Here is a 24,458-nt window from a genome sequence, read left to right as displayed (position 1 = left end):
CACCCCCGGAATCGGGGAACTAAACAAAAGGATCATCAATGCAAAATCAAAATACCCCCGCTCAGGAAAAACACACCGTATACCTTTTTAATGCTGAACATGCTGACAAGACAGCCGCCAAGCAAGCCGGGAAACTCTTCACGCTGGACATTGAACACCCAATGACCCTCAACGATCTCTCGCTGCTGTGTGAGTCGGTCGCGGACGCTGTGGGAGCACCTGGCGGTATTAAATATGAAATCACAACAGAGCCTAATGGGGTTCAGGAGGAATACTGAATCAGTGTGGTGTGAGTCCATTTTAATTTGAGGTTTCATGAGTTCTATCGAGAGGCTGAAGTATGACTTTGAAAATGGGAAGTCCCCGGACTTCCAAGCCTGAGGGGCCATTTGTATTAATCACTTTTGAGGGGGACGAATTTCTTTTTGATGACAGACATAATGTCGTCAAGATAAATGGCAGGCCTAAAAAAATGGATGTAAAGCGAAATTATTTTGAGTCCGATCTGGGAGAAGGGAAAGCGAAATACTGGACTTTAAATATCGAAGAGGCTCATCGGTTCAATTCGATTGATGAAGCGACAGAACAACTTTGTAAACTGAATCGCCCTCATCTGATCAAAATTCGCAAAGTTGAGGGGGTATCTGAATGACCAAAGAGATGTTTTTACGCATTTTAAATGAGGCACAGGCTCGTGTGGATAACGATTCGCTTCCGCTTGATGTTCGTATCCGGTCACGCACCACGGTAAATGATTGCGTCATCCGGGCAGATAAAGAGGGGTGGCCTATTGAGTATAAACAGAAGGTCTGGGTAGAGGCAGTCAGTGGCTGTTAACTTCAGCGGTTACTTAAGCCAGCTCCTGTGCCCGTGAGATTAGTAAAGGCGGAAAATGATATGGTCAAGGTGATAAATATCAACGGGAATTTAGTTGAGTTACCTGAGCCCTCAGCAAAGTTATCCAAAGCGGAATCACCTGATGGTAGGTTCTCAAAACCTAAAAATAAGATCTCTAAAATACAGCGAGCTGAGCTGCGAATGAAATTTGGGGGGCGTTGTGCCTATTGTGGTTGCAAGCTTCCTGAAAAAGGGTGGCATGCCGATCATGTTGAGCCTGTTCGACGCGACTTTGAACTGGTGAGAGCCCCGGTCGGCAGCGGCGTAACTCATGTTGCCCGAAGTACGGGTAAGGTTATGCACCCTGAACTGCATGCAATAGAAAACTTATTTCCATCATGCGCTCCCTGCAACCTTTTTAAAGGAGCTTTTAGTGTTGAAGGAATGAGAAATGAAATTACCAAACAGGTTGAACGGGCTCGCGCATATAGCGTGAATTTCCGTACCGCAGAACGTTTTGGTTTGCTTCATATTGTAGTAAAACCGGTCGTCTTCTGGTTTGAGCAGTATAACGAACAGAAACAAAACGAATAATTTCTCAGAGACATAAAACAAGTCAATCAACAGTGGTTAACCAATTAAAAAAGTCTATTAACTATTTTGATGCTGCTGAGGATCTGCCAGTTATATCCATAAAAGGAGAAAATGATGTATCTGCATCTTGTGCCACGTATTCTTCACCATATGAAAAACAAGTGTACTCTCATGTCCGTGTCTGTCCCTGAATTGTCACTTGAGCTTAAAGCTGATTCGCTGGTGGCAATGAAACCCTATCCCAACAAGACCTACCACGTTGGCATGCTGAAGGGGCGACGAGCATTAAATGGCTTTCTGGTAAAGAGCCCACGAACTTTAGCTGAGTTCACAATGATAACGCTCTGGGAAATAGACGGCTTTGGGGAAATTAGTCATACCGTAAAAACGCTCGTTCAGGACAACGACTATGACCTGGTCTCCCACGATGTCCTTTTGGCACATGCATACCATCAGACGGAGGAGGGATTGGGGTACCGTGTTCATCCATCCTATGACAGTTTAGCCCCTGTCGATTTTGAGCCAACAATGCAATCCCGGTACATAAAGGAATCCGACCTTTCTCACGACGTATGGGAAACCTATTCATGGGGGGAATTTCTGCGTTCGCGTGAAGAGACATTTCTGGCGATGACCATTTCTTCTTCTCGTTTAAACCACCCTGCATTTATCAGAGGAAACCGGCTTCCTCAAACTGACCAGGCCATCATTATTAGTTCCTAACTCTGCCTGGAATAAAAGTCAGACGACGGGTCAGATTTCTAGCATCTAATTAAATGAATGCCCGGTAAGCCGGGCTTTGTCTATTCAGCAATCAGCTTCTAAAATATAGTTGCTAACCGAAATTCACTCCTCCAGCTTGTTAGCTAAAGTGCTTACTTATGTATAATAATTTACGTCTGGTTATAAATTTTTTTGAATCATTTAACACAACGTCTTAAGGATACATAATGTATAAGTTCACTCCCGTCCAAATTATTGCTGATTATATACTGAGGTTTCTTAAAAATAATGCGGATGCCAAGCTTTACGAGGCAATGCAGCGGCTTGAAACAAAAATCGGTCAGTTTATCGCTGATGGGGTTGATGAACATCAACTACGCTCTTCATTAAGCAAAGCCAGTCGATCTCGTTCCAGGGCGACTCTTATACAGGAGTGTGAGAAACTTATTTCGTAAAAAGAGCATCATCCGGGAAAGTTACTTTAACGATAAATGGCTCCCTTCTTATCGGTTTAAGTTGACGGCCATCCCTACTAAAGCCATCATAAAGCTTGATTAGCATTCGAGTGTAGCACAACTGATTTTCATAGAGTCTTTATCCATTCTCCAGTTCTCTAACTGTATAGGTTCTATTCATGCCCAATAGCTTCGATAAGCCGCAGACGCGCCCAGCACATAACTCTGATGCCGAACCCTTTTTTCCCAAAAACCTTGGTTCGTTTATAGAGCAGGTGTCCGGAAGAGATCTGGCAATGCTCACAGAATCCGAAAAAGAACAGCTTGCGCACCTAATCAAAATTGGACGGAGATATGGAGTTTCTGTAGCTATCGTTCCCGATACAGACTCTGCTGAGCTTCATGAATTACTGTCTAATGCCGGTTCCATTGAAAGGCAGTTTTCCATCTATGAACGCATCCAGACGAAGATTGCGTTCACACGGTGTCAGGAAGCATAAACAAAGTGAGAAATACAACTACGTGGTATGACGTTGTACATGTTGAAATCATTACAGGCGAGCGAGACGGCAGGATATGGGTGCTGAAGCTCTCCTGTGGCCATACAGTATTTCGTCGAATACCTCCTCTTCGTCTTCATAGCCTCACCGCTTTTTCTCTGCGGGAGCCCCCAGAAAAATGTCGGTGCTCCCTTTGTAATTCGAATCCAAAATAAAACCTTTTTAAGGCCCCAAACTGAATATCACTGGATAAATCAACCTCTACAGCGTTCAATCATAAACGCTAAATTTATATTTCATTCATTCTATTTTAAAAGCGATATAAAAGACGGAATCCGATTTAGTCTGTTTGATGCTTAAATCATCTTTAGTGCCCTTTATCTTTTACACAGCGACTTTAACATTAACCTGAGCAGAAAAGTTGTTTTCAAACAAAGTGCGAAAACTTTCTGCTCAGGTTATTAGCCGGGTAAGCCACTTTGTTATATTTGTTTCACATTAACAGAGGAGGCGATATGCAAATTGAAAAGGTGATGTCATTACTTGAAGTGCTTTCAAGCTGGCTTGAAGATAACATCAATATGGATTCTGAAATTATCTTTGATAATGACGAAGATAATACCAACTCAGAAATTCTGTATCCTGCTGTAGAAAAGGCTAATGCCGTTTTGCGCAAAATGGCATCTTTATCTTCAGATTCTGTTCATGCAATTCGACAGCGCTTGCAGCTTGCCGTAGAAGGCAAAGCTGAATTGTCCCTCAAGGATGTGGGAGAGCTTCTGCTGGCAACAAAGTATCTGATGTTGTCCACTGAAGAGGGAGAGTAAGCCTGTGACCACTCTCGTATTTGAAATGGCGGATATTAATAAACTGATCGAAGAAATTCGCACCGCAAAAACGTTTTCGGTCACCGCAGATCAGATCTATGACCCGGCATGCTATCCGGGGGGAGCCCTCCTTAACGCTGAGGGACAGACTGAAGAAGAGGCGCGTAAAGCTGGTAGGGTTTTCTTTCCCTCATCCTCAAAAATTGCCAGCACACATCTGGTGCCAAAAGTGCTTCTCGCGCACAGTCATGGTGTATACCTGATCACTAATGCTGAGCTTGAGGGCTCTCCCGCATCCCGCGATACTGTGGCTTACGCCCAGGGGATGAATCCAAAACTGGATGAGGACTGGGATTACGCTTGTGATGCCGCTTTGGGTGGGTCTGATTGTAGCTATACCATTCCCGTTGAGTGGCTGGAGTTAGCGGTAGAGCAGGGTTTTCAGGAGTTTCGACTTCGAATGAGTGAAACCAAGATCAAACTTGTCACTAAATAGTATGTCCTTGCTGTTGCCAGTCAAACATTGTCCGCCAGTCGAGCTGCTGGCGGATTGTTTTATATAAGGAGGGGAAGGTATGTCAGGTTTAAGCAGTTCCGCCCAGAAGCTTACAATGGCACAGATTTACGTGTTACGACGGATGGCATCCGGCACGGTCTATGATATCTCTGGCAATTTCAGACGGGCCAGAGAACGGCGTACGTTTATGGGGAATCCTGATGATGTGACGTGCAGGAGCTCTCCGGTCCTGTTCCGGCTCGGCCTCGTGGAGTTATGCCAGCCAGCAAGCCATCTGGAGCCAGGTTTATACTATCGGCTCAAGTTGAGCTCCTCAGGGCATGAGGCTCTCAAGGCGAACGCACACCTCTAACATTTGAGATAGTTCGTTCGCAGCCAGGAAAGTAACTTTCACCTCAAGTGTGACCCTTACTACCTCATTTATGAGTAAACCCCCCCTCTGATATGTCGAAAATGCTCATTTATACGAAAATAGTTTCTCTTCAGGTGTGATGTAATTACTGAGAATTCTCCCTGAATGGAAGGCAACCGATGAAAATGTTTTTTACCCCTTATGTTCGTATCGTTTTCTATTTTTGCGCATTGATTTTTATTGTTTACAGTTTCAGTGATTTTTTCCAGGGCGTCCCTGACAGCACCTTCTTCAGTGCGGTCATCATGCTACTTGTTATCGGAACCATTGTTGCCCGGCATCTGGATCGCAAAAAATCTCTCAAAAATACTTCACAGATTTAAGTTTCAACTCAGGCCACTCTCGGGTGGCTTTTATAATTTAATAAGGACCGGTTCATGCATAACCACGAAATTCAGACCATTGCTATATTTAGTGCCCAGTATAAAAACATCGAAGATGCTGAAAATGCAGGTGCTTTATATTCTGTAGATATTGAATATCCGATGACACTAAATGATTTATCGCGGCTTTGCGACTCTATTGCCGAAGCAGTAGGTGTGCCTGGCGGCGTCAAATACCAGTTCGTGTCCCAGCCGGAAGCGCATGAAACCAGCTTCTGATAACCAGTAACCAAACTGCCTAAAAGCAGGTGCAAAGCCATGAAACAAACAAAGTCTTCTATGTCACGTATTGTGCAGCTGTACGACGGGAGCCGATACGGAAACTGCGAGCAGGCTGATAACGAAGGAGAGCTTTTTACGGTGGTGTTGAATAAGCCTTCGCAGATCGATGACATCCGTAAAATCGTAGACACAACCGCCGAAGTACTTGGCAAAGCTTTGCCAGTACTCCTCTTATAAAGCTTACATCCGTGAAGGATAATTACGGTCTTACTACTTTCAGTTTTTCATTCCAGTGCCGTCCATTTTAATTTATCGATTTTAAGCGGTCGGCGCTATTTCATCGTTTCTTTTCCGACTGTAATTCCTTATATATAGGAATATTTCAAAGAATTTTTCTCAGGTTATTTGTGGCGGGATGCCAGTTGTTATAATGATTCCACATAATCTGGAGAGTTAATCATGATCACATCTCTAATGAATTTCCGCGATTTAACCGGAGAGGCAGTCATCCAGGCGCGGCAATGCGTTATTAATGCGGAGATCGAAGCGGCCCGGGAAAAGGTAATTCATGCTCGTTCGTTATTCGAAGCGGGTATACATAATGTTGTAAACGGTAGTTCTGGCATTAAGGCTGCGGCAGCACATTTTCTGGTGATAAAACGTTTACAGACTGACACTCGGTATCTGGATGCGGTTATCACTGATAACCTTTGCATGTTTTCTCCTGAGGGTTATCTGTATCTGTTTATGCAACAGCGTTATATGCGATAAAACAATGTGTTAGGGAAGTATCTTGCCATTAAAAATATTAAAAAGGTGACTTGATGAAACCATTTGGACTTGCCGGAAAACCCCGGCCCGAACCTTGCGGCTGCTGCTGGTATACCCGTGAGGACTGCCCTTACGTCAGCGCAAAATAGATCTATCGCCGCAGGCAGCGCAAGGCAGAACGCCAGCGTCAGCGCAGCACCATTGTGATGGCCGTTTCTGAATTTCGCTGACTTCTTCTGGAAATATCATTTTTTCTCCAGAAGAATTTTAAAATAAAGGGAAATCTCTTCACGGGTATCTGATGTTTATTGTTTATGGTAAATTGCGCCACATTAATTTTTGTGGCGCAGTTCGTGTTGGCTTAAGGATATAATATGAAAATCAGCCAGCTGGAATCCGGGATGCAGGTTTGGTCTGTAACCCGTACCAAAATGGGAAATACCACCATTACAACGGTCATTGTCCACCCCGTTGTCATTATAGAAATTCATGATAATCATGTGATTGCTCGCTGGAACGGCAATGCACCACGTCGTTTTGGAGAAACGGCTATCAGGGGCTGGAAGAAGGAGAAGCCCCTGCTTGTCCGTGAACCTTTCGGAAATGCTCGCCTGGCCACCCGGGCTGAAAAAGCCGCTATGCAGGAAAAAGAGTAATACCCCTTTTAGCATCCACAATTTCAACGTCCATCTGCCTTTAACCTTGCCTGTTAATAACGGAATCCTTTCTGACTGGCCGGATCCCACGCATAACCTGAACTGTTGGCTAACCGTCTTACAGCCAAATTCCCTCCTTTATCTGGCAGGAGTGCGTCCGTGAGCTCTGTATGATCTACGTGTTTGTTCAGTAGAGCACATAACAGGAGTGGGGTATGACTGAATTAAATAAAAGCCCGTCCGGTTTTTCCGGAGCTGATGTCAGTAAAGAACAGGCTGCCATAAGGGCACTTGTAGAAAGAGTAGTGACCAACTATCGCAGCCGGACAGCACCTGATCGGGTTCAAAAGGCTTCGGTAGCGTTTAATGGGGGATTAATCCTGACCCTGATGCTGGCCTTGTCGCTATTGGGCTACCTTGTGGCGGAATTGTTCAGGGGGTATGTTGCGGATAGTTCACCCTATGTGCCTGGTCTAAGTTATTCGCAATTTTCGATGCTGATGATCGTTGAGCTGTGTCTATGCTTTCTCGCATGGTTTTTGGTTGTCACAGGGGACTATCCCCGGCCGTGGATATTTCAGGTAGTCCCGATGGAGCAGTACTGGTTCTTTGACGAAGTGGATGACGACGATCTTGCCCGGCTTTCCTGTAACCCTTACATCAAGCGCTGGCTACTTGATGAAATGTCCGGTATTCATCGACTGACCTACACGAGGCTGCATGATCGACTGGAGCGCATCTGTAATATTCCATCCCATCTCGAATACAGCCGTATTCAGGCACATAAGCTTTCCCTAATCAACGGAACCAGTGCCTCCTGATCCTACCATTGCATCCGGAAATTAAACGGGCAGGAACTGCACTGTATGTTCCGACCAAGCAGCTGCCCGTTACCCTTTTCTTTAGTGTAAAAAGACTGTCTCCGACAACCGGAAGTGACTCATGTCAAATAAATTATAAATCAATGATTTATGCAGGCAGGGTGTTTGGCTGATCAGGGCAGAGTGATATAATGACGCTGGTGCTGGAGGCTTTTGCCCCAGCCAGCGGTAACACTGTTTGACTGTGGTAAAAGCAGAAAGCCCCGAGTAATTTTTCAATTAACCTGTACTGCACCCATTTTGTTGGACGATGAAATGGAATAGCCCCTGATATGTCAAAGCCAAAATACCCTTTTGAAAAGCGCCTTGAAGTCGTGAATCACTACTTCACTACTGATGATGGTTACAGGATCATCTCGGCACGTTTTGGTGTCCCCCGAACCCAGGTCAGGACATGGGTTGCCCTCTATGAAAAACATGGAGAAAAAGGTTTAATTCCCAAACCTAAAGGTGTTAGTGCTGATCCTGAGTTGCGTATTAAGGTCGTGAAAGCGGTGATCGAGCAGCACATGTCCCTTAATCAGGCTGCTGCTCACTTTATGCTTGCTGGTAGTGGTTCTGTAGCCAGGTGGCTGAAGGTTTATGAAGAGCGCGGAGAAGCTGGTTTACGCGCGCTCAAGATTGGCACCAAAAGAAACATTGCAATATCAGTTGATCCAGAAAAAGCGGCATCAGCATTGGAGCTGTCAAAAGACCGACGCATTGAGGATCTTGAAAGGCAAGTTCGATTTCTTGAAACGCGGCTTGTGTATCTAAAAAAGCTGAAAGCCTTAGCTCATCCCACGAAAAAGTGAAAGTACTCAACGAGCTAAGGCAGTTTTATCCTCTTGATGAGCTTCTCAGGGCTGCGGAGATACCGCGCAGTACGTTTTATTACCATCTAAAGGCTCTCAGCAAGCCTGACAAGTATGCGGACGTTAAAAAGCGTATTGGTGAGATTTATCATGAGAATAGAGGCCGATACGGATACCGTAGGGTAACGCTGTCTCTTCATCGAGAAGGGAAACAGATTAACCATAAAGCTGTTCAGCGCCTGATGGGAATCCTCTCACTGAAGGCAGCGATTAAGGTCAAGCGATACCGCTCTTACAGAGGAGAGGTAGGGCAAACCGCCCCCAATGTTCTCCAAAGAGATTTCAAGGCTACGCGGCCAAACGAGAAGTGGGTTACCGATGTTACTGAATTTGCAGTCAATGGGCGCAAGCTGTATTTGTCTCCAGTAATAGATCTCTTCAACAACGAAGTTATTTCTTACAGCCTTTCGGAAAGACCAGTGATGAACATGGTCGAGAATATGCTCGATCAGGCATTCAAAAAGCTTAATCCTCACGAGCATCCTGTTCTGCACTCTGACCAGGGATGGCAGTATCGTATGAGAAGATATCAAAATATCCTTAAAGAACATGGTATTAAACAAAGCATGTCCAGAAAAGGCAATTGTCTGGATAATGCTGTGGTGGAGTGTTTCTTTGGAACCTTAAAGTCGGAGTGTTTTTATCTTGATGAGTTCAGTAATATAAGCGAGCTGAAGGATGCTGTTACGGAATATATTGAATACTACAACAGCAGAAGAATTAGCCTGAAATTAAAAGGTCTGACTCCAATTGAATATCGGAATCAGACCTATATGCCTCGTGTTTAACTGTCCAACTTTCTGGGGTCAGTACAACCCGAGGCCCCTGTATGCTAGTCACACACAGCGTAGCCTCTTGCCTGCTTAAATGCAAGGAGAAGAAGGCCATGAAAATGCCGAACCAACCCATTGTTTTGTGCATATTAATAGTTTGTTTAACGCTGTTGATATTCACCTGGCTCACACGAAACTCGCTTTGCGAGTTGCGGATGAAAGACGGAACAAGGGAGGTATTTGCTATCCTGGCCTACGAATCCGGTAAGTAGCTGACAAAGAGGGGGGCAACCCCCCTCTTTTCAGGGTGTGGATTAGTATGCCATCGGCACCTTTTGAAAGGGTTCCTCTAAAGCGGAGGAACCCTTTTTTCTTTTAGTGAAAAGATTGTGGTTAGTAACGTTATGCAGGGTAAGCGTTCATATCAGCGGGCCACCAGCCATCTTTCATTCCCATCATGAAATTGCGGTTCATTGTGCCCACAAACACTCAGCTGGGCACCGTTCCGCTTCATGCAGGTCCGGTGCATCTTCATTTTCAGACGCTAAGCTGATCGGGGTGCATCGTGGAGCAGTGATGCCAGAGGGAGAAATTGCAACCGTGAAATCAAAACTTATCATTCGGCTACCGGGCAGTGGTACTCACCTGGCAGAGCATGTATTTATATCCGGGCCTGGCTGATGCAGCCCTTCATACCTTCTGCTTCTCAAGGACACGGCGGAGTTTTTTTACCTGGGACGCAGTGGAAAGTGTGCCGGTTCTGGGATGGCATGCGCTTGCCTTTTCATCAGGTTTAAGCTCATAGGCTAATGCCAGATCGTTCAGAGCCGCCTCAGCTTTCAGCAGGGCCTCAATGGCCGTGTTCAGGTATACAGTTCGGCTCTCATGGTTCATCAGTATTGTCCTCACAAGGGTAAAATGACAGGCGATACCTGCCGTTTACCCTTTGTCTCCGTTAAGAATGGCATTACGGCAGGCTTCCCAGATAACCTGGGCATTAGCATCACACTCCACGAACCCGCCGCACTGATCGTATATCACCTGGTATACCTCTGGGGGAATCTTCCCAGGCGCAACCGGAGTTGAGCGTTTGCCTTTATGAATCTCATCTGCGGTATCACAGACAGCGTCGAGATGCCGCGACATCCACTCAGATAATTTCAGACCCTCTCGATTTGCCTGTTTTACATAGCGAACCTTTCTGGAAACCGTAGATCGCATCTGAATCTGTGTCACAGCTGGCACATCTTCTTTCATGGCATTCTGTAATGCAGCTTTGGGCTTTTTCATGTTCATGGTTGCTTTAAATTATTCTGGAGTTCGTCTGTTATAAATGCTGCCGTGATCTGTCAGCGTCGCTTAAATAGTTTATCGCCTTCCGCCAGTTCGCCGTTGAGCTGTTCAATCACACTCCAGATAAGCCGATCATCCGGCGTTGAGCCTGCACACTCTTTCACGACCGCCACGGGTCTAAATTCTTCAGGGTCTGCCTGCCCGGAGGTGAAGAGCCTGCTCTCAACCCAGTGGGCCCCCTCTGTGCAGCAGTGGCAACTGGTTTCAGGTGGTTCATCCAGACCGTCCACTCCACAGGCTGAGCAGGTGAACAGTTTGCGAGACCCACCAGCCAGTGGCGTATCGCAAGCTGCTGGAAGTGCGCCAGCATTGCGCCAGTAAAGCACATGATTTGAATCGTAGCAGTGTCCATGAAGCAGAAGCGAAACGCCGCAACTGCGAGTTTCAATGGCTTTGCCTGTGCCAAGGTATTGCCCGATTTCGTCCCATACGTCCACTAAGGTGTCAGGCAGCGGACGCGTAACAGGGAACTTAGCGCAGTCGTCCGGGGTGCCTTTAATGCAGCAGAGGGCCGAATACGCAAGCTCCTGCATTTCGTAGGAGTACTGACCACATACCACGCGTTCCAGTTTGTCGATTAGTTGTTCTTTATTCATCATACTTAGCCTTATTAAACAAATTCATTACACCACTGGCACCATCTGGGCAGGAGCAGACTGCGGCCCGGTAGTAGAGCCGCAGGGGGTGTCGCTGGACTAACAGGCGCTCAGTGAGTCCCGCACTTCCTCATGACTGGTCATATTCAGAAGAAGCTTTCCAGGGCAGCGTGGTTCCGCCTGTGAACGGGTGACGTCTTCATTGAGTGCCTGGATATGAGCAGATTCAACGGTCCTACGCTGTACGACATGGTTGCTAAGGTTGAATTCGCACTGGAGCCTTCTGGCATCAGAATCCGCGTTCATTGCAATGCGTTCATCAAAGCGGCGGTTCATTCGCAGAGCCTCTTCGTGAGCTGCATCAACAAGGGTGCGTCTGGTGACATAGTCGTTACCAGCAAAAAACGATAGCTGAGCGTGTTCCGAAGAGTAGTCGGAGCTTCCCTTACAACGGGCAATCGCGGCTTCAGAGTGCAGGATTAATGAACTCAACCGTGAACAGACGTCATTGATGGTGCCTGTTTTCAGACAGTCGTGGATAAGTGTCCAGGCGGAAATGCTCAGCGGGCGGCTGGTGGTCACATAGGGATTGTAATGATCAACCGTTACGATTGTACGCAGTGAATGAAGCGATTCGGACTGCGTACGTAAGTCACGGCGAACAGTAGATGCCACCGAGGCAACATCTTTACATTCTTTGTCGGACATCGAGTCCAGTACGCGGATCTCCACCTCTGCCGCCTTTGAGGCGATATGCGCACTAATCTCCCCCTTAAGACGTTTGTAGTCAGCCTTGAAGCTTCCCACGCTGTCAATATCGATCCAGTAACCACAGCTGTAACCAGCATTACCAAACTCGTCATCTTTCTCATAGTTCGGACAGCCGTCATTGCTCCAGCCAGCTTTTTCCAGCAGCTCGTCAATAGCGACCAGCTCAGCCATTGGTGCATGTTCGATAATGAAATAATGGACACGGCCCCAGGCATATGCGCGTGAACGGCCATCAACAGAAGTATCAGAAGTCGTCTGACGGGAAAGTTTCATGAGGTACTCCAGTTCTGCCCGGTACCGCCGGGGCGGTGGTGCGAAAGCCGCACCATGAATGACACTATGATCCTCCTGACTTCTATTGTCAATACAATTGAAGCGGCGTTTTATTTATTCATTATTTGGACCCGGCTCGTACGGAACGACCGTCGGGACTTGCCGATCTTTCTACGGTGAGCAGGGGAAGGGAACATCCCAACGCTTGTTTCCAGATGTGCAGCCTGGGAGGGCGCAGAATGCCTGACAGAATCATCGTGCAGCGGTGGCGAAAGACCCGACAAACGGGAAAAGCATCCTTTTATTCCAAATCCAACCTCAGCTTTTAATTACGCCAGTACGTTTCCTAAACATGCCAAATCGGTCTCTTATACGCCCGGATGGGCCCGATGAAAACGATAAAATGAGAAAAAGAACCCGACACATCGCTGCTCTCTGGGAAAGCCGGTCAGCAGATGGAGCGCCAGAAACTAAATCCGCTGGTTTTAATAATGATTGAGGAGAACAAGATGAAAGATAACAAGACACGTCCTGTAGACTCGTATGCTCATGCTGATTTCATGGAGTCCGTCTTCAGCAACCTCAGGGCTTTCTGTGATGCGGAATGCCAGCGGCTAACTGCCGGTTATCCCCCAACTGTCAAACCAGAACAGCAAAGCACTGACGGCCAGCTGTCGGCGGCATAAAGCATTACCTGCCAGTTCGTTCAAATTTCTGCTTCCTTAAGCCCGGGCCAAAAGCCCGGCTCAATCCAAAAACTGAACGTACCAGTTTACCTCTATATCTCCTGAATCCCCTGCGACTTACAAGAGACCCGCACCGGTTTAGCCATTCCTGTCCTGCCACTCTCCCATCACTGGCCCAGACAACCGGAAAAGTAACTTTTCTCTCTGAGTCACCTTCTGAACCAGTTATTTTGCTTAAACGTAAAAACGGCCCACTGTTGTGAAGATTTAAAACGGACGGATCGAGTAGTATTGCCTCAGGAAAATTTTTAAAAAAAGTTACTTTTTCTTCTCCGCAACCTATTAGGAAAAATGTCGAACCTGGTATTGTTGTGTTGTAGCGCAGTTAAACAACCAACCAAAAAAGAGAACAAAAATGTCCGCAATCGAAACTGAAGTAAAAAACAACAGCAACGAAATCAGCCTTCGTGGTTACCTGGAACGCACTGGTAACGGTGCCCGTAAAGGCAACGGCCTTATCATTGACCCTTCGGTTGTTGTAGAGCAGGAAGGCTTTAACACCCGCACGGCCGGTATGGGCGAGCTCTACTATTCAATGCCTCACGTTGTGGAACACCTGAACAGCCTGGCCGATGCCTACATGGAAGACCCGTTCAGCGTGACGCCTATCGTTGTTCAGATGGTTAATGGCGTACCTGTACTGCGTCAGGGGGCTTGCCGTATCCGTTCCATCGCTATTGCAAACCGCCAGCTGGAAGCAGAAGGGCGTGAACGCATTACTCGTATTCGCTGCGAAGAGTTTCGCGGTAGCGCTTCAAAAGCAGAACTCTTCACCCTGACCGGCAACTCCAACCTGGCGCTGTCTGTCGTAGCTGAAGCGCTTTCAATTAAGCGTCTGGTTGAAGATAAAGAAGAGCCTAAGACCTTTGCGGAACTGGCAAAAAAACGTGGTAAATCAGAGCAGCATCTTCGCCAGATGGTTCGCGTACTGGACCTGCCTTCTGAACTACAGACCATGCTTGTGAGCGATCAGGTGAGCATGTACGTTGCACTGGACGAGTATATGTACAGCGGTGAGGATGCGGTAGATAACATCAACAAAGCGATCTCCATCTATGGCAAGGCGACGAAAAACACGCTGAAATTCGTCAAAGCTGCCAAGGTAGAAGAGCGCATGGCAGATCCGCAGACTCCGGAAAACATCGGTGCTGAGCAACCGGCAGATGATACTACCGATAACACCCCGGTACCGGATCAACTGAACGATGAAAGCAATACGGAGACGCTGGATACGCCACCGGTACAGGAACCGGCTCCAGCTCCAAAGGACAGCGCTCCTAAACAGAACCCGGCAGGTAAAGCACCTTCCATGTCCAGCGTTCTGAACAAAAAGACTGTGACCGTCATTGCAGACACCGCGATCCCGATTTTTGAACGTATTGCTGAAGAAGCCAAGCTTAAAGAAGGTGAATCTGTCAGTACTGATACTTACACGCTTGTTCTGACCAATGATGAAATGAACGATATCATCAACGCTCATGCTGACCTGAAAGAGTACCTGCGTAAGCATGCTGATAAGATGAACAAGGGACAGTCATGATTTTCTGACCGACCCCTCCATCCGGACGGGTCGGTAACTTTTTCAGGACAAGGGGAAACAGGGCAATGAAGAAGGCTGTTATCAACGTAGACAAAACTAACCCACTGCCAGTCCTGACGGATTCGGTGACCCGGGTAAGTATTCAGTGCACGGCAAAAGATGAAAACGGGGCAGGGATCGAAGTGAATATACTCGACCTGATTCAGGATCATGATACGGCTGAAGTGAAAGTGCAGTTTGGGAGCTCGCCTGTTCAGGCTCTGGCGATGCTCCGCCGGGTTATGACAGCACTGGAAAAGCAGGCAAACGCAGAACTGAATACAAACCACTATTCGCGTATGCAGTGATCTACTCTGGCAATTTCATCCATGCTGCCTCTGATCTGTCAATCGCGGGCGAAACCTCAGGATGAATAACGCTGATGTTAGCAGCTGGTGGAACAAACAGACTTAAATGGAAAATTGCAGTGAGTAAAACAATGCGTAACGTTGTTGCGGGTTACATTCAGCCGCTAAGCGGTTCCCGGACACTATGCTAAGCGTGGTCAGACGAAAGCTCAGCAGTATCGTCGACATGCAGGAGACCGTCAGACAGTCCTCACAAATGCTTGAGTCTGATGCAGCCATATTCCTGAAACGCGCCATAGTTGCGAGGATGCTTCAAAAAATAAAATATCAGGATAGTGAAGTTTTAAAAGACTGCCTTGGCGATTTTTTTATTTATGAACAACGTGAAAAATTGCGCCGACTTGGCGTGATTACTAACTGGGGGATTAATAAAACAGCAGACGGGAAGAATAATAAGTTGTGATAACTCAGTAAATATTAATTTAAAAAGCGTCTTCAGAAATAGAAAAAATGCAAATTATATTGCTACGGGTTATTAGCCGCTGAGGCTGTTTACATATAATACTTCTAAACAGGAGGTATTATGAAAAAACAACTGGCGTACGCTTCAAACTGTTCTGACAGTCTTTATTCGTATATTTATCGCACTCTGCAAAAACGGGCTGGTGATGAGAATGAAAGCCTTTATCAGCAGGCCATTTCCCGCTGCCGTACAGCTAAACAAAAAAAGAAACTGGCCGGGTATTATGCCGGTCCATGGCAGCTGCTTTTCAACGCGTGGTGTAACAATCGCGTCCCTAACACAGCGGTGCTGGCTCTTCTACTCCAGCAGTGCTTATCTCATTTCCAGTGCGAAGAAGTGATCGCAGCCTGGCAGTAACCCTATCAAGCCCCTTCGTATAGCGGAGGGGCAGGAGATATCTCATGTACAGAAACGACAGAAACGTGGATTCCTTCAACCTGGTTAATGCTCTTCAGCCGGTCTTTCGTAACACCGGCTGTGGGATATTTGAATACGATCGTAAAAAGCAGAATGAAACCGCTGATTCAATCTTACGAGCGTTGGCGTTAAATGCCGATTTCGCGAGGGCCTTAAAACAGTACGTCCGGATTAATTCTGTACGACGGGTTGTTCAGTTCGATGACGGCTCGGTTCGCTATGGTATTCATGCCGAATTTGAAGGGCATGATAAAATTAATTCCTTCCGTATTTTTAAAGATGAAGATACAGACGCATTTGACTCCTATTTTTATTTGGTTTGCGATAATAAAGCTGAGCTGGTGGATTTTAAAATGAACTCTCTCGATATTCAATTACAGGCTGTTTTTGAAAAAGTGACAGGTATTTATCTGTCACATTAAATATTCAAATTTTCAATCCTCGGGCTGATAGACAAAAAACGCACTTTAGAATAAAGATGAGATGAATATGAAAAACGTAAATATTTTGACTACCGATATCGCGGCCATTAATGCTCTTTCTGGCGTAGAACTGACGGACTTTCTCACTGCCGGGTATCAGGTAAACTGGTCAGGAGAAAGGGAGGTTTCGCTGGTGGGCTTTCCGTGTTTAGCAAGCAACAAGCAGCCGGTAGAAGTTGGTCCCGGTATTTTCATTAATCGCGTGTACAGCAAAGACAGCCAGTCTCTGTGCGGGAAATTGCGCTATGACCTGTCTAATGGTCTGGCATCCGGCGCATTTTCATTTTTCTCCCATTCAGGCTGGTATGGGGGATTCCGTGTCGTATCCTTCCGTGACAACGGGCCAGCTGCGTTGATCAACATTGGCATTGTCCATGAAAATGTTTTGAATGCGTTTTGTGCTGACTTCCCCCGGGCCAATGTGAGCGTAAACCGTTTTCATTGTGGCATGACGCTTGAGCAGATCCGCATGTTCATTTCAGACACCGCTTACGATATGCCGCTTTATAACAACGAGTCTGACTTTCGCAGGCTCGCCAGTTAGCATGGAGACTGGCTTCAGTGCTTACGCCTAAAAACCAATGAGCGAAGTGGCGGAACCGGTTGGCTTCGCCCAGTTGGCGTGAGCGATTAGTTCTATACGGGAAGAAGTCATAGTATTCTGAAATGATAGTTATCTCATACGAACGATAGTAATGGAGTTTCTTAATGGGCGTTGATATCTGCTGGCGATTTCAAAGGGAAGAAAAGCCTGGTAAATGGATTAATTTATCAAGCAATTATAAAGGGGACCGATCATATCTCCACTTTGCCTGGCTCGGATTTGATGTAGATCGTGAAAGGGCGAGCACATCAGCAGTTTTTATCCACGCATTACGCGGATTACCTGATGATATACCGTCCGAAGATGATGATTTATTCGGTGAACATTCATACTCATGGCTGACTTCGGAAGAAATTTTGTCAGCCATACCACCCGATAACGCCGGAGAGGTGATCCAGGAATTTGTCGAAGAAGTAAAGCGTCTCCACGTGGAGAACGGCAGCGTCCGTTTCGTCTTTGGATTTGAAGGGTAACCCGTAAGAAAGTAGCTATCTTACCCGGCTAGGTCTCCAATCTCTCAGATGCTCAAAGAGGGCCGGGCATGGTGCCCACACATCCCCTACCATTCCGATTTGATATTCGTCTAATACACCCTTTAAAGAAAACAAGCAGACGGCAATGAGACGTCGGATTAGCGTCAGCAAATATGAGACGTCAGTAGTCGATGTTTGTCCTGCGGAACGTGAATCTGTTTACAGGGGGTAAAGCCGTACCATCCATGAGGGCTCAGAGAGCCGGGGTCTCCTCCAGATCACTGGAAGTTATTGACTCTGGCAGGCCTATCCCTATGACTTTTTCCCGGATGGCAAATTAAGATCGAACAGGGCCAAATTAGTACTCTTTTCTAAACGGAAATACTGAATCACCCTGATATAACTGGTCTCTCACAAGACAGGAGATCATCAATGGAACGTGTAATATTTTCAGGAATCTTTTTTATGATGCTGGGCGTACCTTTTTACCTTCTTTATAAAATTGCCCGGGACATTTTTGGGACCGCCGGTGCTGGTGAGCCTGCACAATTGCCTCAGGGCAAGCAAAGACGCTCAGGAGGCGCTGGTTCGGGTTCGATCTGGCAAGGACACCATCTACAGGGGAGCAGCCATTTGAACCCCCTCGGAGGTGATTGTAATGGTGAAAATAGCATAGCTGGTGGTTGTGATGGTGGCGGTGGAGGAGGAGGAGGAGGAGGTGGTGGTGGTGACTGATAGCCTGCAATTTTAACTATCAGGATGAAACCCATGTCCAGCAACCGGAAAAAGAATTCATATCAACCGAAAAGCCCTGCCTTAAAGTGAAGCGTATTAAACGTGAAGGATGCTGAATTAGAGGGTATCGGTTTTATACTGAAGCGTAACTGGAAGAAGGATCTGAAATTAACTATTACGGAAAAGTAACTTTCTGACTCACCACGTACGCCCCTCGGTTATGCCATACAGTTTGATACGAAAACAGATCAGTAAGTAGATTGCTATACGCCGGAGAGAAGTCTATTTTTCATACACCGAACCTGTTTGGCCTGCAATGGAAGCAGGTATAATAATCACATACAAAGGAGGGCATTATGAATAAATTTTTATACGTGCTTTTGGCCTGGATTGTTGTGCTTTTTATCGCCAACAAACTGCTCGCAAGACGTAAGCCCAAGACGGTTAAAATCCTGGTACAGCGCAACGGGAAAGCCGCAGAGGTTGATGCTGTAGTGGTTCAGGGTTCAAAGAGAGCTAACAACAGTTCTGTTGCGGACAGCGACGCGGTAGATAATTATTTTGAAATGAATCCTTACTCCCGCGAAAACCAGTCGAATGGTTGGGCTATGCTGGCCAGAGACGATGACCAGCTTAAATAATCAGTTGAGTGTGATGTGTAAAGCAGCTTAAAACTCTAAATGGACGAACAGGGGAGGTGACAAAGATGACAACCAATACAACAACGACCACCTACCGCTCAGAAGAAATCGTGCCGTTCAGACGGCCCAAAGGGGATCTGGATAGTCGGTATATGCCTCAGGTGTATGCAATGGTGCGGAACTGGGCAAGTAACCCTGCTCAATATGGTGAGGGTGTACTGGCCTCCTACCGCCAACCGGCAGTAAACCTTGCCTACCAGGTAAAAGGAACTCGTGTTGTTTTAATTCTGGTACCAGTAGAGTGCGAGCCACCTGGAGTGATAATGACGGAAACAGTCCTGTGGCCGTCACTATCACTTGTAGAAGTCTTGCAGACCTTGCAGGAGGCCTGGCAAAATATTCCGGCGTTAAACCCCTGACGACTTCTGTCAATATCACCGGCTAGTGATTTACCTCTCTGCTGGTGGTCAGCCCGCCTAAGTTCAAATTATCTCTTTCTAAATTAGCCCGGATAAAAATCGGTCCCTCTAAAATAGCCTGCCCTGAGTAGGCTACGTCATACAAAGCGTTGGCCAGTCACCAGCTGGCTGGTGGCCATAATGCTCCACAGGATAAACCGTATCAGAACTACGCAAAGAAAAAGCCCCAACAATTTACCGATGGGGCCTTTTGCAGACATTTTACAGCCTTACCAATGATAGAGCGCTAAGGCTTCTGCTTAGTGAACAGACTTGCCCACAGATAATGGATAAAGTTGAGCAGAATGTATGTTACTCGTTGCTCGAATTTCATCGGGGCTTTGTACTTTGTCGTTATGTTGTGAATATGAGTAAGGTCCGTATAGAGCCCTGGCGACTTCCTTGTTGACTTCAACACCGAACAGATGTGCTGAACAGACTCCGGTGTGAACAACCGTAGCCCTCGTCGTTGTTTGACTTTATGGATAAAATCGTCCATCCCCATACATAACCATTCCGGCTTGATGCCATCAAACTTACAACGTCCGTTTATGATGACGACATTGATACATTCCAGTTCTCTAGCCTTAAGAGCAGACTGAATAGCCCTGATGTGCCCCTGGTTTTGCTTAAACGGGTTCTGCAACTTGAGGGTTCGGGACTGAGTCCATTTCCGCCAGTGGCTTTCCTCCAGAGTACCGTAGAGCTTGCCTACGTAGTTTTTCTGCTCTATGACGTATATACCATGTGGGGCTACGAGAATGTGATCAACCTGAGTAGTGCTATGAGCCGACAACTGAAAGGTGAGATCACTAAGTAGCCCCTGAGCTTCTTCAGGAAGCCCAGATTCAATTGCCTTTGCAGTCCGCCGTTCCGCTATGGCAGAGGTCATAAAACCCAACAGACACAGCAACACGACGAAAATAAGGATAATGAAAGCTACCCCCGTAATGCTCCACAGCAGATTGAAAGCATCCATGTTACCTCACAGAGGGGTAGCTGGTGGCATTAACAGATTCTACCAAGCGGGTAGTGGTACCGGTAAGGCTCTCAATATTTGAAGACAGGCTCATCAGCATGCCGAGTGCAGAACGGAGATTACGATGAGGCTCATTGTAGTTTTTGAACGTGTCAGTGGAGTACATTTTTGAAAGACGTGTACGGATCTCTACTGACGTAAGATCTCCATCCACCAGGCCGTACTTAACTGCCTGAGGTGTTGGCCATACACGGCCTGAATAGAGAGAAACAGCATCGGCATCATGACGCGAGAGAAGCTTTTTACCCCGTCCAAGTTCAACATCAGTTATAAATTTTTCATGCATCGTGTTCAGGATCTCCTTCTGCATGAACTCCCTCGTTGAATCGGACAATGGGTGGAAGGGGTCAAGAGCATCTTTGAACTCACCGGCCGTAAGGGGCTCATTCTTGACGCCTACTGTGCTCATGATCTCTGACAGATTCCAGTGGTCCATACGCACACCGATAGAACCGATCAGGGCATTACTGTCGGCATAAATTGCATCAGCGGGCGATACCGCGTAATAGCATGCGGATGCGCATATGCCTTTCACACTAACGATGATTGGTTTATATGAGTCTGCGATATCAGAGAAAAAACGACCGGTACCGCTGGAGAGTACTTCGAGGGAGTTTTGCTTCGACCGTGCTTCATCGCCACGTTCTGTGCTCCCGGTTTTGTTACTCTTGTCAGCGGCTACAGATGAAAGAGAGCAACCGGCATCTGATACGCGTTCAATCTGTGGCTGGTGGTTTTTAAGCGCGTTTATCTGGCGGTAAATAATGATGGCGTCAGAGGGACCACCACCACCTGACTCTGCCTCGATAATAACTGCTTTGGCATGGGGATTATTGTAAGCTTTGGCAAGAGCTGTTGCGATCACTGTTCCATCGCCCGTTTCCGAGCCGGTACCCATCTCGCCAGAAATCCGTATTACAGCTATATGGTCTTTCTTCCCTTCAGCGTCCTGCCATTGTTCGTAAAGATTGTAGAAAGAAAACCCTACAGCGGTCATGGCAATTAGCGACATAGCAACTTTTGCCGTGGTATGAATGCGAAACATCTTATAAAAACGGTCAGCGTTATCATTGAGCGATTCTTTGATATTTGTAGGGGACTTCCTTTTTTTACTGCTTAACATCTGACCACCTTTACATGAGTTTTTGAAAGTTAGACCACAAGCGATTCAATGCAATTCCCAGTATCAATAAAGCGACTGGTGGGAAAAGTTGAGCGATATTGTTAAATAGTGACATATTCGGCATGACCAAGTAGACCATCGTTAAAGCACTGATCACCCAAAATGCTCGAAACCAAATACGATAAAACTGAACTGTAACCTTACCAAATACGTACCTCTTCAATTTCCACTGGTACATTCCATCTGCTAGCATGGCAAATAGATAGGGCAGAAAAACGATTAGCCACCCCAGGATTAAGTTCCACCGGAAAATGGACTGATAAAGTAAGAGGGGTATGTTTTTGGCCATAGTGTAATTAATAGAGGTAAATTTTTCAGCAACAATGTTAATACCTCTGGCTGGTTTTTTGGTGTCAGGGATCAGAATAGTATTCAGATAGTCAATTAACTTATAGTCATGTACCAACCAATTTAAAGTCGCTTCACTATTTGCAATAACAGACTTCCAACGGTCATTTGATATGATGGACCGGCTTGCATTAACCTCCTGAGTAATCTGATATTTGAGCTCCTCAGTATTCTGGAAAGCCAGGCTGTAACCAAAATAAATGACCATGCCAAAAAAAAGCATTGTTCTGAGCACTGCTGCTCTGCTTGTATTATCCGCAGCCATTGCTTTCCCTCCATTCACGAAAAAGAGCTAGCCTCTGATCGTGATTGCAATAGTTGTTACGCCACATCGTCGGGATACCCAGGAGCCAGTGGTACTGTTTAGGTATGATTTGGTCGATGAGGCTTAACTCCGCCAGTTCTTTATGCTCTGCGCTTTTCCACTCGATCTGTCCCACATCAGGAACAAATACAGCGGTCCTTACTTTTGCGGCCTGGCGGGAAAATTCTATAAAGTTGATGCCCCACGGCGTCCAGTATCTGTACTGCTCGTTTAGGCCGATGTTAAACACCGGCAGAGAAAGAGTTGAGTCGGCAAAAGCCGAAATCACATTTTTGCAGACTCTTGGACTATCTATTTTTTCCTGTTCGGTTTTGAGATGAGTCAGCAGTGCACGGTCAATAATGCTGTTAAAGGTGTTTGTATAAAGGCCATTAGGGTCAGGAAGCCGATCTATGGCAGTAATGATTTTAAATTTTAACCGAGAAAGAAAGGGAGAGTCCTCAATAGTAACTATATGACTATGTGTTGTTTCTGGATGAATCTGGGGTTTGATGCGCTGTACTTGTTTAAAAGAGACACTACCTGGCAAATTAATGAATGCGCCCACCGTGCGTGTCAAATCGACGAAATAAGGCAAAAGATAACAACCAAGCATACGGGCATTCTTCTTTACAAGATCACACCGTTCGTCATTGTTATCGAAAGAAATACGGAAACTAACGAATTTACGTTCAGGACCTTCGCTGGTGGTCAGCGATTGAATCCATTCATGGCATGAACCTTGTGGTACCGACCAGTAGCTGGTTTCACGGTCCCCAAAGGGATCAGTCGTGATCAACTCTCCCTTTAAAAGGAAAAGCTCAGACAGGGTATTTGCCATGGAGAATAGGGAATCGATATCGTTGCTCTGACAAAATTTTCCCAAATGATGAAACGCGTTTTTTTCTATCTTAGTTAGCCGATCTCGAACTTCCTGAGAATCTGCGTACTTTAAACCCAAAGACTGAAAGCGCCTTTTTACGAGCGAGCGACATTTGCTGACTTTTAGTGCAGAGCTTAAAATTTGCTGGCGCGTCAGGACAATTTTTTCATCCATCAATGAAACTTCCTTAGAAATTTATTAAGATTTTTGATATCGAGATTTTGACGCAAAGTAACTTTTCCGGCCTTCTTGAAAAGCATTTCCGACAGAGTTGTGTTTGGCTTCATTTGTTTCTCAGCAACAGCAATAGGGATTTGGCCTACAACCTTCCTGCCATCTTGAAGCCTGGCAACTATGTGAAACATAGGGACCTGACCCAAGAGATCCTTTGGAATACTCTCTTCTAAAGTTGTCTGCTTTCTTTCTGAGATTGAACCTGAGAAGTTATTATGCGGCAAAGATGTTTCTGAACCGGTCGTATAAGTGACCATATTTGTGCTTATCGCACTCTTACCAAAGTTCTCTACAACAAGCGTCTGAGTAGGAGTATCGTTGACTCGCAAGCTTATATAATTGTTGCAGAGCCCCGTAATTCGATTGGCAGTTTCAACACTTGCCGCAGCAATAAAGTCGGAGATGGTTTGGGTGCAAATAAACAGTGCAATTTTCGCTGCACGACCCTGCGCCAGAAGGTTAATCATAGGGTTGTTAATGGCTGAGTGTGCCTCATCAACAAAAATACTTATCCTGGAATTAGCTGACATATCACCATCCTGAGCGTTGTAGCGACTACCGGCACAGGAGGTCAGATCTGACATTATTAATTGAGAAATAGCAGCTGCTGTATCGGGGTTTGAAAGGCCATCAAGCGAAATGTATAGCACCCCGCCAGTGCTGAACATCCCTTCGCTTGTTACAATTTCTCTTGATGATACTGAGTTCGGGTTAGGAGATAAAAGCTCATTTAAAGGTTTTTCAATGAGCATATCGAAAACAGGCATAATACCTGCGGTCATTTTAGCCATATGCTCTGGGTCGGACATTGAGTAATCAATAAGCTGGGAAACAGTATCTAACCAGTCTATTTGTTCGGACCCCTCGTAATTCATGAAATGAGCCGTAAACCATTCAGCGAGACGCTTGAAACGTACCGGCAAGGTTTCGTTAGCGACGTACTTAACTTTTTCGGTCCAGACATCGTAACCATAATATCTCGCGTAACATGACTGAACCGCCCCGGAAATCCTGGAGACTAAACTCCCTGAGAAAGAGGTAAACAGGATGACTAAAAATACTCGTTTTTCCCCCGAAGTCCGTCAGCGGGCGATTCGTATGGT

Annotated in this window: 37 protein-coding genes and 1 pseudogene; 29 read left to right on the top strand and 9 right to left on the bottom strand. The window is 46.2% G+C overall.

What is annotated here, in order from left to right; translation table 11 throughout:
- Positions 1 to 38 precede the first annotated feature (38 nt).
- The 18 genes and pseudogenes from ACJHYR_RS24140 to ACJHYR_RS24055 all read left to right on the top strand — a co-directional run bounded on the left by ACJHYR_RS24140 (position 39) and on the right by ACJHYR_RS24055 (position 9,677).
- On the top strand, positions 39 to 278 hold the full coding sequence (locus ACJHYR_RS24140; protein ID WP_001180999.1) for a hypothetical protein: 240 nt from the start codon (positions 39 to 41) through the stop codon (positions 276 to 278).
- A 62-nt stretch (positions 279 to 340) separates the two neighbouring features.
- Positions 341 to 652, top strand: coding sequence for a hypothetical protein (locus ACJHYR_RS24135; protein ID WP_000172889.1), 312 nt, complete (start codon positions 341 to 343; stop codon positions 650 to 652).
- On the top strand, positions 649 to 837 hold the full coding sequence (locus tag ACJHYR_RS24130; RefSeq protein ID WP_000159618.1) for a hypothetical protein: 189 nt from the start codon (positions 649 to 651) through the stop codon (positions 835 to 837). The genes ACJHYR_RS24135 and ACJHYR_RS24130 overlap by 4 nt, the downstream gene beginning before the upstream one ends.
- Before the next feature lie 60 nt (positions 838 to 897).
- Entirely contained in the window at positions 898 to 1,431 is a 534-nt protein-coding gene (locus ACJHYR_RS24125; protein WP_000241454.1) for an HNH endonuclease, read from the top strand.
- A 111-nt stretch (positions 1,432 to 1,542) separates the two neighbouring features.
- Entirely contained in the window at positions 1,543 to 2,154 is a 612-nt protein-coding gene (locus ACJHYR_RS24120; protein WP_077248242.1) for a DUF6012 family protein, read from the top strand.
- A 227-nt stretch (positions 2,155 to 2,381) separates the two neighbouring features.
- Entirely contained in the window at positions 2,382 to 2,609 is a 228-nt protein-coding gene (locus tag ACJHYR_RS24115) for a hypothetical protein (protein ID WP_000276410.1), read from the top strand.
- A 179-nt stretch (positions 2,610 to 2,788) separates the two neighbouring features.
- The gene (locus ACJHYR_RS24110; RefSeq protein WP_001133831.1) at positions 2,789 to 3,109 is read left to right on the top strand and encodes a hypothetical protein; all 321 of its coding nucleotides are present in this window, start codon (positions 2,789 to 2,791) and stop codon (positions 3,107 to 3,109) included.
- Positions 3,110 to 3,624: 515 nt separating this feature from the next.
- A complete protein-coding gene (locus ACJHYR_RS24105) occupies positions 3,625 to 3,936 on the top strand; it encodes a DUF957 domain-containing protein (protein WP_001165367.1) in 312 nt (103 codons plus the stop codon).
- Positions 3,937 to 3,940: 4 nt separating this feature from the next.
- Entirely contained in the window at positions 3,941 to 4,432 is a 492-nt protein-coding gene (locus ACJHYR_RS24100; RefSeq protein WP_001424592.1) for a DUF3085 domain-containing protein, read from the top strand.
- 552 nt (positions 4,433 to 4,984) lie between these two features.
- Positions 4,985 to 5,188: a hypothetical protein gene (locus ACJHYR_RS24095; RefSeq protein ID WP_000781545.1), complete on the top strand. Its 204-nt coding sequence runs from the start codon at positions 4,985 to 4,987 to the stop codon at positions 5,186 to 5,188.
- Positions 5,189 to 5,242: 54 nt separating this feature from the next.
- Entirely contained in the window at positions 5,243 to 5,467 is a 225-nt protein-coding gene (locus tag ACJHYR_RS24090) for a hypothetical protein (protein ID WP_000551490.1), read from the top strand.
- Positions 5,468 to 5,506: 39 nt separating this feature from the next.
- Positions 5,507 to 5,707, top strand: a complete 201-nt coding sequence (locus ACJHYR_RS24085; protein WP_000814954.1) for a hypothetical protein — start codon at positions 5,507 to 5,509, stop codon at positions 5,705 to 5,707.
- Between the two features lie 222 nt (positions 5,708 to 5,929).
- Positions 5,930 to 6,241, top strand: a complete 312-nt coding sequence (locus tag ACJHYR_RS24080; RefSeq protein WP_001424621.1) for a hypothetical protein — start codon at positions 5,930 to 5,932, stop codon at positions 6,239 to 6,241.
- A gap of 374 nt (positions 6,242 to 6,615) precedes the next feature.
- Positions 6,616 to 6,897 carry a hypothetical protein gene (locus ACJHYR_RS24075; protein ID WP_000703843.1) on the top strand — a complete coding sequence of 94 codons (282 nt, stop codon included), beginning with the start codon at positions 6,616 to 6,618 and terminating at the stop codon, positions 6,895 to 6,897.
- A gap of 215 nt (positions 6,898 to 7,112) precedes the next feature.
- On the top strand, positions 7,113 to 7,718 hold the full coding sequence (locus tag ACJHYR_RS24070) for a hypothetical protein (protein ID WP_000137793.1): 606 nt from the start codon (positions 7,113 to 7,115) through the stop codon (positions 7,716 to 7,718).
- A 332-nt stretch (positions 7,719 to 8,050) separates the two neighbouring features.
- Positions 8,051 to 9,420 (top strand): IS3-like element IS150 family transposase gene (locus ACJHYR_RS24065; RefSeq protein WP_087522250.1). Its coding sequence is split into 2 segments (ribosomal slippage): positions 8,051 to 8,531 and positions 8,531 to 9,420, totalling 1,371 coding nucleotides; the frame shifts between segments, so codons are not numbered across the junction.
- Positions 9,421 to 9,499: 79 nt separating this feature from the next.
- A pseudogene (locus ACJHYR_RS24060) lies at positions 9,500 to 9,610 on the top strand (DUF5431 family protein); the annotation flags it as partial.
- Positions 9,558 to 9,677, top strand: a complete 120-nt coding sequence (locus tag ACJHYR_RS24055; protein WP_223165953.1) for a type I toxin-antitoxin system Hok family toxin — start codon at positions 9,558 to 9,560, stop codon at positions 9,675 to 9,677. The pseudogene ACJHYR_RS24060 and the gene ACJHYR_RS24055, both read left to right, overlap by 53 nt.
- 418 nt (positions 9,678 to 10,095) lie before the next feature.
- On the opposite strand, the gene ACJHYR_RS24050 is transcribed toward ACJHYR_RS24055, so the two are convergent.
- From ACJHYR_RS24050 to ACJHYR_RS24035, 4 genes are all read right to left on the bottom strand, one after another.
- The gene (locus ACJHYR_RS24050) at positions 10,096 to 10,299 is read right to left on the bottom strand and encodes a hypothetical protein (RefSeq protein ID WP_001015182.1); all 204 of its coding nucleotides are present in this window, start codon (positions 10,297 to 10,299) and stop codon (positions 10,096 to 10,098) included.
- A gap of 45 nt (positions 10,300 to 10,344) precedes the next feature.
- Complete coding sequence (locus tag ACJHYR_RS24045; protein ID WP_000743060.1) at positions 10,345 to 10,695, bottom strand: hypothetical protein; 351 nt, start codon at positions 10,693 to 10,695, stop codon at positions 10,345 to 10,347.
- A gap of 59 nt (positions 10,696 to 10,754) precedes the next feature.
- Positions 10,755 to 11,357: a hypothetical protein gene (locus ACJHYR_RS24040; protein ID WP_001424602.1), complete on the bottom strand. Its 603-nt coding sequence runs from the start codon at positions 11,355 to 11,357 to the stop codon at positions 10,755 to 10,757.
- A gap of 96 nt (positions 11,358 to 11,453) precedes the next feature.
- Entirely contained in the window at positions 11,454 to 12,398 is a 945-nt protein-coding gene (locus ACJHYR_RS24035; protein WP_000778030.1) for a DUF5417 domain-containing protein, read from the bottom strand.
- A gap of 509 nt (positions 12,399 to 12,907) precedes the next feature.
- Between ACJHYR_RS24035 and ACJHYR_RS24030 the strand changes: the two genes are divergently transcribed.
- The 11 genes from ACJHYR_RS24030 (at position 12,908) to ACJHYR_RS23980 (ending at position 19,325) form a co-directional block, all read left to right on the top strand.
- A complete protein-coding gene (locus tag ACJHYR_RS24030; protein WP_001371930.1) occupies positions 12,908 to 13,084 on the top strand; it encodes a hypothetical protein in 177 nt (58 codons plus the stop codon).
- Positions 13,085 to 13,499: 415 nt separating this feature from the next.
- Complete coding sequence (locus ACJHYR_RS24025) at positions 13,500 to 14,684, top strand: hypothetical protein (RefSeq protein ID WP_001272970.1); 1,185 nt, start codon at positions 13,500 to 13,502, stop codon at positions 14,682 to 14,684.
- A 65-nt stretch (positions 14,685 to 14,749) separates the two neighbouring features.
- On the top strand, positions 14,750 to 15,031 hold the full coding sequence (locus ACJHYR_RS24020) for a hypothetical protein (protein WP_000710431.1): 282 nt from the start codon (positions 14,750 to 14,752) through the stop codon (positions 15,029 to 15,031).
- 184 nt (positions 15,032 to 15,215) lie between these two features.
- On the top strand, positions 15,216 to 15,494 hold the full coding sequence (locus ACJHYR_RS24015; RefSeq protein WP_000953953.1) for a hypothetical protein: 279 nt from the start codon (positions 15,216 to 15,218) through the stop codon (positions 15,492 to 15,494).
- 120 nt (positions 15,495 to 15,614) lie between these two features.
- Positions 15,615 to 15,911: a hypothetical protein gene (locus ACJHYR_RS24010; protein WP_000744346.1), complete on the top strand. Its 297-nt coding sequence runs from the start codon at positions 15,615 to 15,617 to the stop codon at positions 15,909 to 15,911.
- Between the two features lie 44 nt (positions 15,912 to 15,955).
- Entirely contained in the window at positions 15,956 to 16,393 is a 438-nt protein-coding gene (locus ACJHYR_RS24005; RefSeq protein ID WP_000286107.1) for a hypothetical protein, read from the top strand.
- Between the two features lie 67 nt (positions 16,394 to 16,460).
- On the top strand, positions 16,461 to 16,997 hold the full coding sequence (locus ACJHYR_RS24000) for a hypothetical protein (protein ID WP_000800252.1): 537 nt from the start codon (positions 16,461 to 16,463) through the stop codon (positions 16,995 to 16,997).
- 164 nt (positions 16,998 to 17,161) lie between these two features.
- Positions 17,162 to 17,530: a hypothetical protein gene (locus ACJHYR_RS23995; protein ID WP_000537761.1), complete on the top strand. Its 369-nt coding sequence runs from the start codon at positions 17,162 to 17,164 to the stop codon at positions 17,528 to 17,530.
- A gap of 432 nt (positions 17,531 to 17,962) precedes the next feature.
- Positions 17,963 to 18,265 carry a hypothetical protein gene (locus ACJHYR_RS23990; protein WP_071447784.1) on the top strand — a complete coding sequence of 101 codons (303 nt, stop codon included), beginning with the start codon at positions 17,963 to 17,965 and terminating at the stop codon, positions 18,263 to 18,265.
- 356 nt (positions 18,266 to 18,621) lie between these two features.
- Complete coding sequence (locus tag ACJHYR_RS23985) at positions 18,622 to 18,906, top strand: hypothetical protein (RefSeq protein WP_410233159.1); 285 nt, start codon at positions 18,622 to 18,624, stop codon at positions 18,904 to 18,906.
- A 65-nt stretch (positions 18,907 to 18,971) separates the two neighbouring features.
- Entirely contained in the window at positions 18,972 to 19,325 is a 354-nt protein-coding gene (locus ACJHYR_RS23980; protein ID WP_000210769.1) for a hypothetical protein, read from the top strand.
- Between the two features lie 286 nt (positions 19,326 to 19,611).
- On the opposite strand, the gene ACJHYR_RS23975 is transcribed toward ACJHYR_RS23980, so the two are convergent.
- From ACJHYR_RS23975 to ACJHYR_RS23955, 5 genes are read right to left on the bottom strand one after another with little or no spacing between them, the layout of a single operon-like run.
- Complete coding sequence (locus ACJHYR_RS23975) at positions 19,612 to 20,343, bottom strand: nuclease-related domain-containing protein (RefSeq protein ID WP_000338612.1); 732 nt, start codon at positions 20,341 to 20,343, stop codon at positions 19,612 to 19,614.
- Position 20,344: 1 nt separating this feature from the next.
- A complete protein-coding gene (locus tag ACJHYR_RS23970) occupies positions 20,345 to 21,526 on the bottom strand; it encodes a S49 family peptidase (protein ID WP_000952983.1) in 1,182 nt (393 codons plus the stop codon).
- A gap of 10 nt (positions 21,527 to 21,536) precedes the next feature.
- Complete coding sequence (locus ACJHYR_RS23965; protein ID WP_000718549.1) at positions 21,537 to 22,199, bottom strand: DUF4400 domain-containing protein; 663 nt, start codon at positions 22,197 to 22,199, stop codon at positions 21,537 to 21,539.
- Positions 22,186 to 23,295: a hypothetical protein gene (locus tag ACJHYR_RS23960; protein ID WP_046788496.1), complete on the bottom strand. Its 1,110-nt coding sequence runs from the start codon at positions 23,293 to 23,295 to the stop codon at positions 22,186 to 22,188. Before ACJHYR_RS23960 ends, ACJHYR_RS23965 begins: the two co-directional genes overlap by 14 nt.
- Positions 23,295 to 24,230, bottom strand: a complete 936-nt coding sequence (locus tag ACJHYR_RS23955; RefSeq protein WP_369538625.1) for a type IV secretion system DNA-binding domain-containing protein — start codon at positions 24,228 to 24,230, stop codon at positions 23,295 to 23,297. The genes ACJHYR_RS23960 and ACJHYR_RS23955 overlap by 1 nt, the downstream gene beginning before the upstream one ends.
- Between the last annotated feature and the right edge of the window lie 228 nt (positions 24,231 to 24,458).

The organism is Escherichia sp. WS1450, from assembly GCF_046487395.1.
In the GTDB taxonomy this organism is placed as follows: domain Bacteria; phylum Pseudomonadota; class Gammaproteobacteria; order Enterobacterales; family Enterobacteriaceae; genus Escherichia; species Escherichia coli.
This window is presented reverse-complemented; position numbering and strand designations above follow the sequence as displayed.